The sequence below is a fragment of the Yersinia rohdei ATCC 43380 genome, assembly GCF_000173775.1.
Taxonomy (GTDB): domain Bacteria; phylum Pseudomonadota; class Gammaproteobacteria; order Enterobacterales; family Enterobacteriaceae; genus Yersinia; species Yersinia rohdei.
Genome location: NZ_ACCD01000011.1, coordinates 76,464 through 91,304 on the forward strand (window position 1 = coordinate 76,464; position 14,841 = coordinate 91,304).

The following is a 14,841-nucleotide window of genomic DNA, read 5'->3' on the forward strand; positions in this document are numbered from 1 at the left end:
GAAGACTCCTTAAAATTTCTGTTCGAGTACGCAAACGGCATAGGCAGTTCCCTGCCATCGAGTTAATGGCTCCGCGTGCTCTGGCGGCCCAAAAGGAGAAACCACCCCCCATTTCCCCGGCGGTAATTGCATGACACACTCTTGGTCAGTCGCGTTAATGACGACCAACCAGCGCTGAGATAACAAAATTTGTAACTGTTGCTGACATCCCTGCTCCCACGCCGCCTCACTCAGTGCTTGCCCCTGACTATCCAGCCATTGCACATTGCCATCACCTTCCTGCCACCATGTGTCTTTAATTAGGGCCGGAATTTGCTGGCGTAACCGAATAAGTTCAGCGGTAAATTCAATCAATGCCGAATCCGCACTGCCCCAGTCGAGCCAGGTGAGGATGTTATTCTGACAATACGCATTATTATTCCCTTGCTGGCTATGACCATGCTCATCACCAGCCAGTAACATCGGTGTTCCCTGCGAAAGCAACAAGGTGGTAAGCAAGGCCCGCTGGCAAGCTTTACGCCGCTGCCAAATAGCCTCATCCGCCACTAAACCTTCGCTACCAAAATTATTACTGAGATTGTTATCGCTGCCATCACGATTTTCTTCCCCATTGATTTGATTGTGTTTTTGGTTAAAACACAGTAAATCCATTAAGGTAAAACCATCATGGGCAGTAATCTGATTGATACTGGCGGAAGGCCGGCGCTCCCGCTGTTCGAAAATATGGCTGGAGGCCGCAAAGTGCTGAGCAAATAGCCCTCGTGGTAAATCACCCCGGAGCCAGAAACGGCGCATCGCATCACGATATTGGTCATTCCATTCACTGAAACCAGTAGGGAAGTTGCCCAGTTGGTAGCCGCCCAAGCCAATGTCCCAAGGTTCCGCAATCATTTTGCAGTGACTCAGGCAGGGATCGGCCGCCAGTGCGGCAAACAATGGCGCATGTTGGTCAAAAGCCGGTGTGCGGCCCAAAACTGTGCCCAAGTCAAAGCGAAAGCCATCAATATGACAACTTGCAACCCAATGGCGTAAGCAATCAATAACCCACTGCGTCACATAAGGCTGATTAAGGCGCAATGCATTGCCGCAGCCGGTAATGTTGTCATATTCCCCTTCGGGGGTGAGCCAGTAGTAGCTGGCATTATCAATCCCACGTTGGCATAACGTTGGGCCAAAAATATCCAGCTCGGCACTGTGGTTGAATACCACATCAAGAATGACTTCAATTCCCGCTTTATGCAGCGCTTTCACGGCATCTCGCAGCTCTCGCAGCGGAGAAACACCTTCACGCCCAGAGACATAATCCGGATCTACCGCATAAGGGGCCAACACGTTATAACCCCAATAATTACTCAACCCCATTTTCTGCAACCGCGGCTCATCTACATGAAATTGCACCGGCAGCAGTTCCAGGGTGGTAATTCCTAATTTTTTCAAATAGCGAATTATGGCCGGATGGGCCAGTGCGGCATAAGTGCCGCGCAGGTCAGCCGGAATATCCGGATGTAATCGCGTTAAGCCGCGCACATGGGCTTCATAAATGACGGTATTGCCCCAAGGAATAGCAGGCGAGCAGTCACCCTCCCAATCATATTCTTCGTGCACCACAATGCATTTAGGCACGACGGCAGCACTGTCCTGTTCGTCCGGCTGGTTTACCCCACCATTCAAACTGGGATGATCCCCGAGCTTATGCTCTAAAGCATGGGCGCAGGGGTCTATCAACAGTTTATTGGGATTAAAACGGTGGCCTTGTTGTGGTTCAAATGGCCCACTGACCCGGTAACCATAGCGCTGGCCCGGTTTTCCTCCGGGGAGATAACCATGCCAAATATCCCCGCTACGAGCGGGAAGAGGTATCCGCAGCTCTTGGTCATTATCATCAAATAAGCACAATTCAACCTGCTCGGCATTCGCCGTAAACAAGCTAAAATTTATTCCTTGCCCATCAAAATGAGCCCCAACAGGGGTCGGCAATCCATTGGTCAGACGGGTCATCCTACCCCTCCCGCAACAAATAAATTGTCGACAGCGGCGGCAGGGTCAACAGCAATGAATGAGGGTGATTATGGCTAGCCACCTGATGGCTATGAATCCCCCCCTGATTGCCCAAATTACTGCCACGGTAAAACTCTGAGTCAGAATTCAGAATTTCACGATAATGGCCCCCTTGCGGTATCCCCACGCGGTAGTTATAACGCGGGACTGGAGTGAAATTACTGATAGCAATCAGTTCGTTACCATTAGCATCGCGCCGCAGGAAAGCAAATACCGAGTTCTCATGGTCATCCACCACCAGCCATTCAAAACCTTCTGGTTGGTAATCTAACTCATATAATGGCGCACATTGTTGATAACAATGGTTAAGGTCGCGAACCAACCGTTGCACACCTTTGTGCCAGCCATTTTCGTCGTCCAGCAAATACCAGTCGAGACTGGCATCGAAATTCCACTCACGCCCTTGGGCAAATTCACATCCCATAAACAGCAATTTTTTGCCGGGATGCGCCCACATAAAGGCGTAATACGCGCGCAGATTGGCGAATTTTTGCCATGCATCTCCCGGCATCCGGTCAAGTACCGAGCGTTTGCCATGCACAACTTCATCATGAGAAATGGGTAAAATAAAGTTTTCGGTATAGGCATATAACATACCGAAAGTCATAAGATTATGGTGGTATTTGCGGTGAATAGGGTCACATTGCATGTAATTGAGCGTGTCATGCATCCAGCCCATATTCCATTTATAGTTGAAGCCCAATCCGCCCGCCTCCGGCGGTAATGTCACCCCAGGGAAGTCGGTAGATTCCTCCGCCATCGTCACACCACCAGCGCGCTCAACACCAATCGTGTGGTTGGTGTAGCGCAGGAAGGCGATGGCCTCTAGATTCTCCCGCCCACCATAGTGGTTAGGCACCCATTGCCCTTCAGCACGGCTATAATCGCGGTAAATCATTGAAGCTACGGCATCAATGCGCAATGCATCAATACCAAAACGCTCCATCCAATAAAATGCGTTTCCGGCCAAATAGTTACGAACTTCATTGCGGCCATAGTTGTAAATCAGGGTATTCCAATCCTGATGAAAACCTTCTCGCGGATCGGCATATTCATAAAGCGCGGTGCCGTCAAAAGTGGATAAACCATGCTCATCACTAGGGAAATGGCCGGGCACCCAATCAAGAATGACATTAATGCCGGCAGCATGGAATTTAGCGACAAAATCTTTAAAATCCTGCGGCGTGCCAAAGCGGCGGGTCGGGGCATACAATCCCAGTGGCTGGTAACCCCAACTGCCATCAAAGGGGTGTTCGTTAATCGGCAATAATTCCACATGGGTAAAGCCCATGTATTTGACGTATTCCACCAGTTGGTCGGCTAACTCGCTGTAACTAAGCCAATAATTATTCTCAACATGGCGTCGCCATGACCCCAAATGCACCTCATAAATAGAAATAGGTGAGCGTAAATCATTGGCTTTTTGCCGTTTCGGGGTATTCGCCACCACATCAGGTAATGGGCTAATCAGAGACGCGGTTTCTGGCCGCATTTGAGCTTCAAAGGCATAGGGATCGGCTTTCAGCCGTACCTGACCATGGCAATCAATGACCTCAAACTTATAAAGTTGCCCCGCCTCAACACCGGGCAGAAACAGCTCCCAAATTCCATTTTCACGTCGTAGGCGCATTGGGTGGCGACGACCATCCCAAAAGTTAAATTCACCAACCACCGATACCCGCTTGGCATTCGGAGCCCAAACAGCAAAACTCACCCCCGGCACCCCATCAAGGGTCATCAAATGCGCACCTAAACGTTCATAAGGACGTAAATGGGTGCCTTCGGCCAGTAACCAAATATCGATATCTTGCAATAATGTTCCGAATCGGTAGGGATCTTCGATAATCTGGCTGCTTTCTTGCCAGGTAACGGCTAATTGATAGCGAAATGGATTTTTACGGCGCGGGAGTTTGGCAATAAAAAAACCGCGTGGGTCTTCACGGGTAAACTGAGCAACATTTCGCCCATTTTTGGTGTCGACCAACCAGACGTCTTTAGCATCTGGCAGCAGTGCACAGACCTGTAGCCCCTGCTCAGCTTGATGCATGCCCAAAATAGAAAAAGGATCGGCATAATGGCCGGAAATAATTTGATTAATCACCTGACGGTTGGGAAGTCCTGACATATCTTCTTCCTTTGATTAACAACATGATTTCATGACAAAGTTTGAAAAAAAGTGTCAAAATCCAGCATTTTAATCATGCAATCCATTTAATGTATGAAACATGATTAAGGTCAAAAAAATGGATTTAATGCCTTAACCTTTTTCTGATGATGCGCATAGTCGGCAAAATTTTCTTGCCCAAACAGAATTTTCTTACCCAAACAATAAGCATAGTCAATGGATGACAAAAAACTGGCTTATGGCTAATGAAATTTTTTCTTCCACCATTTAGTAAGAAAAGAAGGACTTGAGTGGTACAAAAGGCACCGGGTATGGCGTTATTTTCTTAATGAGTAACATAAAAGCAACCCGTTACCCACCAGCTGAAATCGAGAAAATAAGAAACTGGCATGATATTTAGCCCCAAAGGGCTTTTTTGTTAAAAAAAGAGGCCGGTTAACTTCTCCACAAAGAAATCTGGCTACAATGGCGGCAGAAATAAATAATCGCAGCAATTACAGTGGTCATCCAACATGGGCGTGAGCCAAGTAGAACTTATTTTTTCTCTGTTACAACAGATGTGTGTGTATCTGGTTATTGCCTATCTGTTGAGTAAAACACCTCTTTTTATTCCCTTAATGCAGGTTACCATTAGGTTGCCCCACAAACTGGTGTGCTACCTCACGTTTTCCATGTTTTGTATTATGGGAACTTACTTTGGCTTGCATATTGATGACTCCATCGCCAATACCCGGGCTATCGGCGCAGTGCTTGGGGGGGTGCTCGGGGGGCCATCAGTCGGATTTTTAGTCGGGTTGACTGGCGGATTACACCGCTATTCTATGGGGGGAATGACTGCAACCGCCTGCATGCTCTCTACCGTGGCCGAAGGGCTATTAGGTGGTTTCCTGCACAGCTATTTGATCCGTAGAAACCGACTCGACCTGTTGTTCCAGCCATTGGTGGTGGCGGGGATTACCTTGGTGGCTGAAGTCTTACAAATGCTGATTATTCTGGTCGTTGCCCGCCCATTCGCCGAAGCCGTCGAACTGGTAGAAAATATTGCCCTGCCAATGATGATTACCAACACCATAGGGGCCGCCATGTTTATGCGGATCTTATTGGACAGGCGGGCCATTTTCGAAAAATACACCACGGCATTCTCGGCCAAAGCATTGCAAATTGCCGCGCGAGCAGAAGGGCTACTCCGCCACGGTTTTGACCAAAAAAACAGTATGCGGGTGGCGCGTATTTTATATGAAGAGCTGGGGGTGGGCGCGGTGGCCATCACTGACCGAGATAAACTGCTGGCATTTATTGGCACCGGCTCTGACCACCATCGAGTGGGCGATACCATCACCTCAGACCATACCCACCGGGCAATGGAGCTCAATCAAGTGGTCTATGCCGATGGCAATGCGGTGCCCTATACCTGCTCAATTTCGCCCACTTGTAAGCTGGGTTCCACCTTAGTCATTCCCTTACGTGGCGAAGAACATCGGGTGATTGGCAGCATCAAACTGTATGAACCCAAAAGTAAATTATTCTCCAGTATGAACCGCACCTTGGGCGAGGGTATTGCCCACTTACTGTCAGCCCAGATTCTGGCGGGTGAATTTGAGCAACAAAAGCAGTTATTGGCACAATCTGAAATCAAACTGCTGCACGCGCAAGTGAATCCCCATTTTCTGTTTAATGCGCTCAATACTCTGTCAGTCGTTATTCGCCGCAATCCAGATCATGCCCGCAAACTGGTGCTTTCTCTGTCGACATTTTTCCGCAAAAATCTCAAACGCAGCCACGATGTGGTCACACTAAGTGATGAAATCGAACATGTGAATGCATATCTGGAAATCGAAAAAGCACGTTTTGCTGATCGTCTGAGTGTAGAAATCTCATTGCCGAGTGAATTAATGGACGCGCGATTACCGGCATTTTCCCTACAGCCGGTCGTCGAAAATGCTATTAAACATGGTATTTCACAGATGTTCAGCCATGGGCGAATCAGATTGCACGGGCAGCTGGATAATAATGTGCTGGTGCTAGAAGTCGAGGATAACGCCGGATTGTATCAACCACGGCCCAATGGCGATGGGCTGGGCATGAATCTGGTGGATAGACGTATTAAAGTGCGCTATGGCAACGAATATGGCGTGACCGTAATAAGCAAGGCTGAGGAGTTTACCCGCATTATCATTAAACTGCCGTTTATTACCGCGAGTGAGAGTTAGGACTCTCTCAATCATGCAAAGGACATAATATCACGTATCAGTACCTGGAACTAATTGTGCCAGACTGTCCCCGACATTAACCATTTGCCCGGTTGTCACACTAAGTGATTCTATTCGCCCATTGACTGGCGCATTGATAACTAATATTCCTGTCGCATCAGTTTCAGCTAACTGCCGTTGTAAATCACCATACTGTAATTGATATTGTGAAATCTGATTATCAAAATCAGCAGCCCGGATAATAATTTCACTCTCAAAATTGATAATTTGCAGTGCTTCTTGCATATTTTGGCTAGACAGATTCTAGAAAGCACTTTGCTGCTGATAATCAAAGGCTTCCTGCCTGAACATGCTGTATCTCCAAAACAAAAATTAATATCTACTATAATTACTCTAAAAAAACTCACAGTAGATACTGAGAATTAATAGATCAGATTAATTAATATATATATAAATTAGAGTTAAAATAAAAACACAACACATTATCACATAAATGAAGATGTATTGTGTTAGTTTGACTAAAGAAAAATAACTATATTCACCATCTTGGGAAATGGTTTTGATTCATCGGAATATGATAAGCAGGTTGTCTCACGGTGTTGTGGTCAAGAATATTATAATGCTGTGGGGGGATCGTAATTTGAGGTGATGAGTTAATGATGTGAGCGACACCATCATAAGCTTTCCCTCCGACAACACTACCTAATGCCGCACCTCCTGTAGCCCCAGCAACACCAGCGAAACGCCCACCAATAACTCCCCCAGCTATAGAACCGGATGTCTGAACTAATTCTCTTCCAGAATCGCCACCGCTGACATTATTTATTTCAATTATAGATAAGTTTCTCATACAATAACTACTTTTATTTACATTGATAAATTATTATACCAATTATTTATTTACTCCTTATTTTAAAGTAACTGTCTATCACCTTCCTCATATAATCTAAAGTGGGAACGAATGTGCATATAATCGCACAGCCAAATGAAATATATAGTTTACTTCCAACCCCAGGTATTTCCCCGCCCAATAAAAAACTAGAGAAATATAACATCACCAAATAAAAAAACGTGTAAAATATAACTTTTAATATTATGTTTAAAACCCTAATAATAAGCTTTGAATTGTTCATATTTTCTACCGAGCCGAACTCAAATACAGAATATTCCGTCGGAAAATTCATTGCAACTGTTATTTAGATGTAAATAAAAATCAGCCTTATTTTATTCTTCATGATTGCATTATTTTAATAAAAAATATAACTAACGACATAATAGATATATTAGTTTATTTTAATCTTGACTGAAAATAAAAAAACACCCTGACCAGCAGAGTGTTTTTTCGTATTATTAGCTAAACTTGGCGAAATAATTACATCAAGAGCCGCAGCATACGGCGCAGTGGCTCTGCCGCACCCCACAGTAGCTGGTCACCCACGGTAAAGGCAGAGAGATATTCTGGCCCCATATTCAGTTTGCGCAAACGGCCAACTGGGGTATTTAATGTCCCTGTGACTGCGGCTGGCGTCAGTTCCCGCATGCTCAGTTCGCGGTCATTCGGAATAACACGAACCCAGTCATTATGTGTGGCCAGCAATTGCTCGATTTCTGGCAATGGTACGTCTTTTTTCAGCTTCAGCGTAAAGGCCTGGCTGTGACACCGCAGAGCACCAACACGAACACACAAACCATCAACTGGAATTACCATACCAGTATTCAGAATCTTATTAGTCTCGGCTTGGCCTTTCCACTCTTCGCGGCTTTGACCATTATCCAGCGCCTTGTCGATCCACGGAATTAAACTGCCCGCCAGTGGTACGCCAAAATTATCGGTCGGTAAAGTACCGCTACGTGTTGCCGCTGTGACTTTGCGTTCAATATCCAAAATAGCCGAGGCTGGGTCTTGCAACTCTTTCGCCACGCCAGCATGCAACATGCCCATTTGGGTCAGCAATTCGCGCATATGGCGAGCACCGCCACCGGATGCGGCCTGATATGTTGCCACTGAGGCCCACTCCACCAGATCGTTTGCAAACAAACCACCCAAGGACATCAGCATCAAGCTAACAGTACAGTTACCCCCCGCAAAGGTTTTGATACCTTTATCCAGCCCTTGCTGAATCACATGGTGGTTCACCGGGTCCAGAATAATAATCGTGTCATCGCGCATGCGCAGTGAAGACGCGGCATCAATCCAATAACCTTGCCAGCCAGTTTCTCGCAGCTTTGGATAAATTTCGTTGGTATAATCCCCTCCTTGGCAAGTGATGATAATATCCAATGCACTCAGCGCATCAATATCATAAGCATCTTGTAGCGTGCCCTGCTGCCCCGTAAAAGTCGGTGCAGCTTGACCGTGCTGAGAGGTAGAGAAAAAGACCGGGCGGATGCCGTCAAAGTCGCGTTCTTCAATCATGCGTTGCATGAGGACTGAGCCGACCATACCGCGCCAGCCGATAAAACCAACGTTTTTCATGTTTACTGCCCTGCCTTGGAAGGTGACACCGATTAATGGATGTCTATCTTGCATCACTGCACGTTTACTATGGCAAACTGATGAACACAGACCTGATACCACCTTACAAAATATGGACAAAGTGGCAAGTTAAATTATTCGATACCAGAATGATTCAAAGTAATCATCCTAATATGTGACTTTGACTGGCTGGAAACGCCAGTTTTTTTAGCCCTTTTTGAGGTAAAAATGACAGAGATGATTGCGGCAACTGTGTTGCTGTTTTTGATTATGGATCCGCTAGGAAACTTGCCGATTTTTATGTCAGTGCTCAAACATCTGGAGCCCAAACGGCGTCGAGTGGTATTGATCCGCGAATTGCTGATAGCCCTCGTATTGATGCTGATTTTCCTGTTTGCCGGTGAAAAAATCCTGGCATTTCTGAATCTGCGCACTGAAACTGTGTCGATATCTGGCGGTATCATTTTGTTTTTAATCGCCATTAAGATGATTTTCCCTTCACCAGAAAGCAATGTTACCGGGCTATCTGCCGGGGAAGAACCTTTCTTGGTTCCATTGGCAATTCCATTGGTCGCAGGCCCGTCCATTTTGGCAACACTGATGCTGTTGTCACATCAATACCCTAATCAACTCGGTCATTTAGTGCTGGCATTAATGATTGCCTGGGGGTTATCTGCTGCCATTTTGTTGATGTCGAATCTGTTCCTGCGCTTGCTGGGAAACAAAGGTGTCAGTGCATTGGAAAGGCTGATGGGATTAATTTTGGTAATGTTATCAACACAGATGTTCTTAGATGGTGTGCGGGCCTATTTAATGAAGTAATACATTACCCGCTCGATTTGCCAGTAAGTCACAGGAGGGGCGGCCAGCCCTCCTGCCCGGCTGAGAATATGGAGAACAGCTAATCACGGAATGAATATCAACTGAAATCTTCTCCAATACCCGCCGAATCGAACTACATCACGCCATCCCCAACCCCGCCACACACCGCTGCACGACTTCATCAATATCCGCATCAATATCCACACAGATAACATCTGGCTCTTCTGGCCCAGGTTCTTCCAGTGCTTCGAATTGGCTTTTCAGCAAGTCGGTTGGCATAAAATGGCCGGAGCGGGCTTTTAACCGTTCCATAATTACATCAAAACTGCCTTGCAGATATAAAAACACCATTTCCGGATTGCCTTCCCGCAGGCGGTCGCGATAGCGGCGTTTTAATGCTGAGCAGACAATAATGCCCGTTTCATTTTTATGATTCAGACTATAAGCCGCGTCACTCAAGCGCTCTAACCACGGCAGACGATCCTCATCATTTAGCGGATGCCCACTGCCCATCTTCTGAATATTGGCGCGAGGATGCAGGTCATCACCATCAATAAATTTGGCATGAATCCGGCGGGCTACAGCTTCTCCCACTGTGGTTTTACCGCTCCCCGATACGCCCATCACGATAATGCTACGTCCTGCCATAATTTTGATCTCTATCTCAGAATGGGAATTTTACTGTTCGCTATGGTTCCGTATTTTATCATGTTACCGGTATCATGATACCGGTAACAAAAAGAGATGTGACTTTTATCACAAAGGATAGAACACCATTATAGAACTTAATCGCGCAATCACGCTGGCCTGCAAGGCTGACTGCAAACTATAACTAAAAGCGATATATACCCAAAGAACATGGAGTTGCATGCAGCTCTAGGGGCGATGGGATACCCTAAGTAAGTGGAGAAACACTATGCCATTAGTCATTGTAGCGATTGGCGTCGCTATGTTGCTGTTATTGATGATCCGTTTCAAACTCAACGGATTTATCTCCCTGATACTGGTCGCGCTGGCGGTCGGTGTTATGCAAGGAATGCCTGTCGATAAAGTCGTCGGCTCAATCAAAGCAGGGGTCGGAGGAACACTGGGGAGCCTGGCACTCATTATGGGCTTCGGTGCCATGCTGGGTAAATTACTGGCTGACTGCGGTGGCGCTCAACGTATTGCCACCACCTTAATTAATAAATTCGGCAAAAAACATATCCAGTGGGCCGTGGTATTAACCGGTTTTACCGTCGGTTTTGCTCTGTTTTATGAAGTCGGCTTCGTGTTATTACTGCCGCTGGTCTTCAGTATTGCTGCTTCCGCCCGTGTTCCCTTGTTGTATGTCGGTGTCCCGATGGCCGCCGCATTATCTGTAACTCACGGCTTCTTACCGCCACATCCCGGCCCCACCGCTATTGCGACTATTTTCCATGCAGATATGGGCAAAACCTTGCTGTACGGAACATTGCTTGCCATTCCAACTGTTATCCTGGCAGGCCCGGTATTTGCTCGTTTTCTGAAAGGCATTGATAAACCGGTACCAGAAGGTTTGTATAATCCGAAAATCTTCACTGATGAAGAAATGCCAAGCTTTGGTGTCAGTGTCAGTACCGCGCTGGTGCCAGTTATTTTGATGGCATTGCGGGCGGTGGCAGAAATGGTTTTGCCCAAAGGCCACCCTATCCTGCCTTACGCCGAGTTTTTGGGTGACCCGGTAATCGCCACTCTGATTGCTGTCCTTATCGCGATTTTCACTTTCGGTTTAAATCGTGGGCGCTCGATGGAATCAGTGATGAACACGGTCACCGACTCCATCAAAATTATTGCAATGATGCTGTTGGTTATCGGCGGTGGCGGCGCTTTCAAGCAGGTTTTAGTCGACAGCGGTGTTGACCATTACATCGCCGGCATGATGAACAGCAGCGGCCTATCACCAATTCTGATGGCATGGTCAATCGCCGCAGCTTTACGTATTGCTCTGGGTTCTGCGACTGTTGCCGCCATTACCGCAGGCGGTATTGTGGCCCCCTTAATCGCCACCACCGGTGCCAGCCCTGAACTAATGGTCATTGCCGTCGGTTCTGGCAGTGTGATTTTCTCTCACGTCAATGACCCCGGCTTCTGGTTGTTCAAGGAATACTTCAACCTGACGATTGTGGAAACCTTTAAGTCATGGTCAGTGTTGGAAACCATTATTTCAGTCTGTGGATTGGTTGGGTGTCTGCTGTTAGCTACAGTGATATAACAGCAATGAGATAGACTAAAAGAGTGTAAATTTTGCGGTGAAAGCTCATCAATCCTGATGAGCTTTTTAACTTATTGATTTTATTTCGCTAAGTAGCCGACTCTTGCATTAAGCAAGATGGCAAAAATTAGATACTGCCGCCAAGGAGGAGGGTAAAACCGACATCGACCATCCTGGGCGTGACCACTTCTCCGCGCAGCCGTGCCAACAAACGCTCAGCGCCAATTTGCCCCATTCTTTCACGGGGAGTCAGCACACTGGCCAGTTTCGGCACCATCGACTGACCAATATCATGGCCATGAAAACCGGCGATTGCCATATCATGTGGAATAGACAGCCCCTGGCGCTGACACTCGAATACCGCGCCAATTGCCAGGTCATCATTAGTGCAGAAAATGCTGTCAATCTGCGGATAACTGGCCTGCGCTTCACGCAATAATTCCGCACCCGCAGAATAGGATGAGGAGCGGCCGGTCATTACACTCATAGGTTCTAATCCGGATTCCCGCATGGCCTGCTCATAACCTTGCTGCTTAATGACTGTGCGCTCGTCCTGACGCGCGCCAAAATAGACCACATATCTATGCCCTTTGGCGATAATTTGCTGTGTCATCTGCCGCGCGGCTTCAAAGTTGTTGAAACCCACAGCTAAATCAATACAAGGGGAAATGCAATCCATCAGCTCAATTACAGGAATGCCCGCAACTTCAATCATTTTTAAGGTACGGGGCGTATGGTGGCGTTCTGAGAGGATAAGACCATCAATATTATACGAAAGTAGTGAAGTTAAGCGCTGCTCTTCGCGCTCTTTCCGATAGCCATAATGCGCCAACATCGTTTGATAGCCATGCGCATCTGTCACACTCTCAATCCCGCGCAGCACTTCAGCAAAAACCTGGTTAGTTAATGACGGCAGTAATACACCAATAGCATGGCTGGTAGCGTTAGAAAGGATATCGGGAGCACGATTGGGAATATAGCCAAGCTCGTCTAATGCCAATGCGATTTTTTTCTGCAAAACTGCAGAAACTTGCTCCGGATTGCGCAAATAGCGGCTGACGGTCATTTTAGTGACCCCAACCATATTGGCAACATCTTGTAGCACTGGCCTTTTTTTCTTCATTATCAATGAGCTGAGCCAAAGTAAACGAGGCTCTATTCTAGCAAAAAAAAGGGTATTACGCGATGCGCATACCCTTTTTACTCTGGATAATCACACTTAAACTGGCGGTAAATCAAACAACAAGATTTCACTGTCTTCATCTGCATGAATAGAAAGCGCAACTTCATCCCAGATAGCGAAGGCATCGCTGGTTCCCGCATGATGGCCATTAACAGACACTCGACCACGCACTACCTGTATCCAGACGCGTCGCTCTGGCTGCATCTGATAAATCGACTGCTCGTCGCGTTTTAGCGCCCAACGCCATAGAGTCATATCCTGGAACACTTTCAGCGAACCATCACGAGCATCTGGTGATAGCACTAGCTGACGCCCCTGCGGGATATCGAACATTTGCTGCTCGTAGCGTGGCTCCAAGCCCGTTTTATTCGGGATAATCCAAATCTGGTACAAATGCAGCGGTTGGTCATCACGGCCATTATATTCTGAATGGCGGATCCCGGTGCCTGCGCTCATTATCTGGAATTCACCGGCATGAATTTGTTCTTTATTACCCATACTGTCTTGGTGCTCGACGGTGCCCGACAGTACATAAGTCAGGATTTCCATGTCTTTATGTGGATGAGTACCAAAACCTTGTCCTGCATCGATAACGTCTTCGTTAATCACACGCAGCGCTGAAAAACCCATAAATTCAGGATCATAATAATCAGCAAATGAGAAGGTATGCCAGCTGTCTAGCCAACCATGATTAGCATGCCCACGTGCTTCTGCTTTGCGTAAATAGATCATCTTCAGTTCTCCTCAATGTTTTCTATAGTCTAGATGCCGCTGGATAATATGAAAGCGCAAAAAACTCACTCCTCTGTTCAAAAAATTCGACTAATTAGCCAGTGAATAGACAAATGATTTGATTTTTAGGCAATTAGAGACAGGGAATATGACCAACGCAGACGTAAAAACACTTAGGGCGGGATTAAGTAAGAAGGCAGTGAAAAAATGGCAAAAAAAAAGCCAGCACCCGGCTGGCTAAGTAAACACTGGAAGCAATGTGAGCAATGTCGTGCCTTCATAATGTGAACACCTAAACGTTGTGGCCTCATCGGAAAGCACGACAATGATAATCATTATCACTCTCACTTGTAAAGTGTTTTTTTTCACCACTGGCAATATTATTGACTCAGATAAATAAATTGATATTTTATTAGGTAATTCAAATAGTAAGAGTAAGGGTATATTTATGAATAATGTGCAGATACGCCATGTGGAAGCCACTGACTATCCGGCCTTGCAGCAGCTATTTTCTCATCCACAGGTTTATCGTGACACATTACAGCTCCCCCTGCCGTCTCAAGATATGTGGGCTAAAAAAATCAAAGAGATACCCGCCGGAATGCATAATCTGGTGGCCTGCATCGATGATAAAATTGTCGGGCAACTCACTGTCGAAGTTAATCAACGGGCTCGCCGCCGCCATGCCGCAACTTTCGGTATCGCTGTAGATGCCCATTTTTGTGGTCAAGGTATTGGCAGCACGTTAATGGCAACCATGATTGACTTATGTGATAACTGGCTGAATATACAACGGATTGAGTTGACAGTTTTTGTCGATAATGACGCGGCAATTGCCCTGTACCGTAAATTTGGCTTTGATATTGAAGGAACCAGTTCGCTATTTGCTTTCCGAGATGGCCAATTTATCGACGCGTACCATATGGCGCGAATCAAGATTTCAGGTTAATCATCAGGAACAGGTAATCATCAGGGAAGAGTAAAAAACCTATCCCCTGCGGC

Annotated in this window: 12 protein-coding genes; 4 read left to right on the forward strand and 8 right to left on the reverse strand. The window is 46.5% G+C overall.

Annotated elements, in window-relative coordinates:
• Window positions 1-9: 9 nt before the first annotated feature.
• Together glgX and glgB are read right to left on the reverse strand one after the other, a co-directional pair.
• Window positions 10-1,998, reverse strand: coding sequence for a glycogen debranching protein GlgX (gene glgX, locus YROHD0001_RS08740; RefSeq protein ID WP_004714740.1), 1,989 nt, complete (start codon window positions 1,996-1,998; stop codon window positions 10-12).
• 1 nt (window position 1,999) lies between these two features.
• On the reverse strand, window positions 2,000-4,183 hold the full coding sequence (glgB, locus tag YROHD0001_RS08735) for a 1,4-alpha-glucan branching protein GlgB (protein ID WP_004714741.1): 2,184 nt from the start codon (window positions 4,181-4,183) through the stop codon (window positions 2,000-2,002).
• Between the two features lie 512 nt (window positions 4,184-4,695).
• Here glgB and YROHD0001_RS08730 point away from each other — a divergent pair.
• Complete coding sequence (locus tag YROHD0001_RS08730) at window positions 4,696-6,393, forward strand: sensor histidine kinase (RefSeq protein ID WP_004714745.1); 1,698 nt, start codon at window positions 4,696-4,698, stop codon at window positions 6,391-6,393.
• 30 nt (window positions 6,394-6,423) lie between these two features.
• Here YROHD0001_RS08730 and YROHD0001_RS08725 read toward each other — a convergent pair whose 3' ends face one another.
• The 3 genes from YROHD0001_RS08725 to asd all read right to left on the reverse strand — a co-directional run bounded on the left by YROHD0001_RS08725 (window position 6,424) and on the right by asd (window position 8,869).
• Window positions 6,424-6,678 (reverse strand): biotin/lipoyl-binding protein, encoded by a 255-nt coding sequence (locus YROHD0001_RS08725; protein ID WP_004714746.1) that lies wholly within the window; start codon window positions 6,676-6,678, stop codon window positions 6,424-6,426.
• 253 nt (window positions 6,679-6,931) lie between these two features.
• Complete coding sequence (locus YROHD0001_RS0117910) at window positions 6,932-7,243, reverse strand: hypothetical protein (RefSeq protein WP_032816918.1); 312 nt, start codon at window positions 7,241-7,243, stop codon at window positions 6,932-6,934.
• A gap of 522 nt (window positions 7,244-7,765) precedes the next feature.
• Window positions 7,766-8,869, reverse strand: coding sequence for an aspartate-semialdehyde dehydrogenase (gene asd / locus YROHD0001_RS08720; RefSeq protein WP_032816921.1), 1,104 nt, complete (start codon window positions 8,867-8,869; stop codon window positions 7,766-7,768).
• Between the two features lie 228 nt (window positions 8,870-9,097).
• On the opposite strand from asd, the gene YROHD0001_RS08715 reads away from it, so the two are divergent.
• Window positions 9,098-9,691 carry a YhgN family NAAT transporter gene (locus YROHD0001_RS08715; RefSeq protein ID WP_004714748.1) on the forward strand — a complete coding sequence of 198 codons (594 nt, stop codon included), beginning with the start codon at window positions 9,098-9,100 and terminating at the stop codon, window positions 9,689-9,691.
• Between the two features lie 138 nt (window positions 9,692-9,829).
• Here the strand turns inward: YROHD0001_RS08715 and YROHD0001_RS08710 are convergent, their stop codons facing one another.
• Window positions 9,830-10,339: a gluconokinase gene (locus tag YROHD0001_RS08710; RefSeq protein ID WP_004714749.1), complete on the reverse strand. Its 510-nt coding sequence runs from the start codon at window positions 10,337-10,339 to the stop codon at window positions 9,830-9,832.
• A gap of 268 nt (window positions 10,340-10,607) precedes the next feature.
• Between YROHD0001_RS08710 and gntT the strand changes: the two genes are divergently transcribed.
• Complete coding sequence (gene gntT, locus YROHD0001_RS08705; protein WP_004714750.1) at window positions 10,608-11,924, forward strand: gluconate transporter; 1,317 nt, start codon at window positions 10,608-10,610, stop codon at window positions 11,922-11,924.
• Between the two features lie 127 nt (window positions 11,925-12,051).
• Here gntT and gntR read toward each other — a convergent pair whose 3' ends face one another.
• Both gntR and YROHD0001_RS08695 read right to left on the reverse strand, forming a co-directional pair.
• Window positions 12,052-13,047: a gluconate operon transcriptional repressor GntR gene (gene gntR, locus YROHD0001_RS08700; RefSeq protein ID WP_004714751.1), complete on the reverse strand. Its 996-nt coding sequence runs from the start codon at window positions 13,045-13,047 to the stop codon at window positions 12,052-12,054.
• 96 nt (window positions 13,048-13,143) lie between these two features.
• A complete protein-coding gene (locus YROHD0001_RS08695) occupies window positions 13,144-13,839 on the reverse strand; it encodes a pirin family protein (protein WP_004714752.1) in 696 nt (231 codons plus the stop codon).
• A gap of 448 nt (window positions 13,840-14,287) precedes the next feature.
• Here YROHD0001_RS08695 and YROHD0001_RS08690 point away from each other — a divergent pair, with 448 nt between their 5' ends.
• A complete protein-coding gene (locus tag YROHD0001_RS08690) occupies window positions 14,288-14,788 on the forward strand; it encodes a GNAT family N-acetyltransferase (RefSeq protein ID WP_004714753.1) in 501 nt (166 codons plus the stop codon).
• Window positions 14,789-14,841 lie beyond the last annotated feature (53 nt).

Coding starts and splice junctions, on each gene's coding strand:
- glgX (WP_004714740.1), bottom strand. CDS start 1,998: ATGACCCGTCTGACCAATGGATTGCCGACCCCTGTTGGGGCTCATTTT.
- glgB (WP_004714741.1), bottom strand. CDS start 4,183: ATGTCAGGACTTCCCAACCGTCAGGTGATTAATCAAATTATTTCCGGC.
- YROHD0001_RS08730 (WP_004714745.1), top strand. CDS start 4,696: ATGGGCGTGAGCCAAGTAGAACTTATTTTTTCTCTGTTACAACAGATG.
- YROHD0001_RS08725 (WP_004714746.1), bottom strand. CDS start 6,678: ATGCAAGAAGCACTGCAAATTATCAATTTTGAGAGTGAAATTATTATC.
- YROHD0001_RS0117910 (WP_032816918.1), bottom strand. CDS start 7,243: ATGAGAAACTTATCTATAATTGAAATAAATAATGTCAGCGGTGGCGAT.
- asd (WP_032816921.1), bottom strand. CDS start 8,869: ATGAAAAACGTTGGTTTTATCGGCTGGCGCGGTATGGTCGGCTCAGTC.
- YROHD0001_RS08715 (WP_004714748.1), top strand. CDS start 9,098: ATGACAGAGATGATTGCGGCAACTGTGTTGCTGTTTTTGATTATGGAT.
- YROHD0001_RS08710 (WP_004714749.1), bottom strand. CDS start 10,339: ATGGCAGGACGTAGCATTATCGTGATGGGCGTATCGGGGAGCGGTAAA.
- gntT (WP_004714750.1), top strand. CDS start 10,608: ATGCCATTAGTCATTGTAGCGATTGGCGTCGCTATGTTGCTGTTATTG.
- gntR (WP_004714751.1), bottom strand. CDS start 13,047: ATGAAGAAAAAAAGGCCAGTGCTACAAGATGTTGCCAATATGGTTGGG.
- YROHD0001_RS08695 (WP_004714752.1), bottom strand. CDS start 13,839: ATGATCTATTTACGCAAAGCAGAAGCACGTGGGCATGCTAATCATGGT.
- YROHD0001_RS08690 (WP_004714753.1), top strand. CDS start 14,288: ATGAATAATGTGCAGATACGCCATGTGGAAGCCACTGACTATCCGGCC.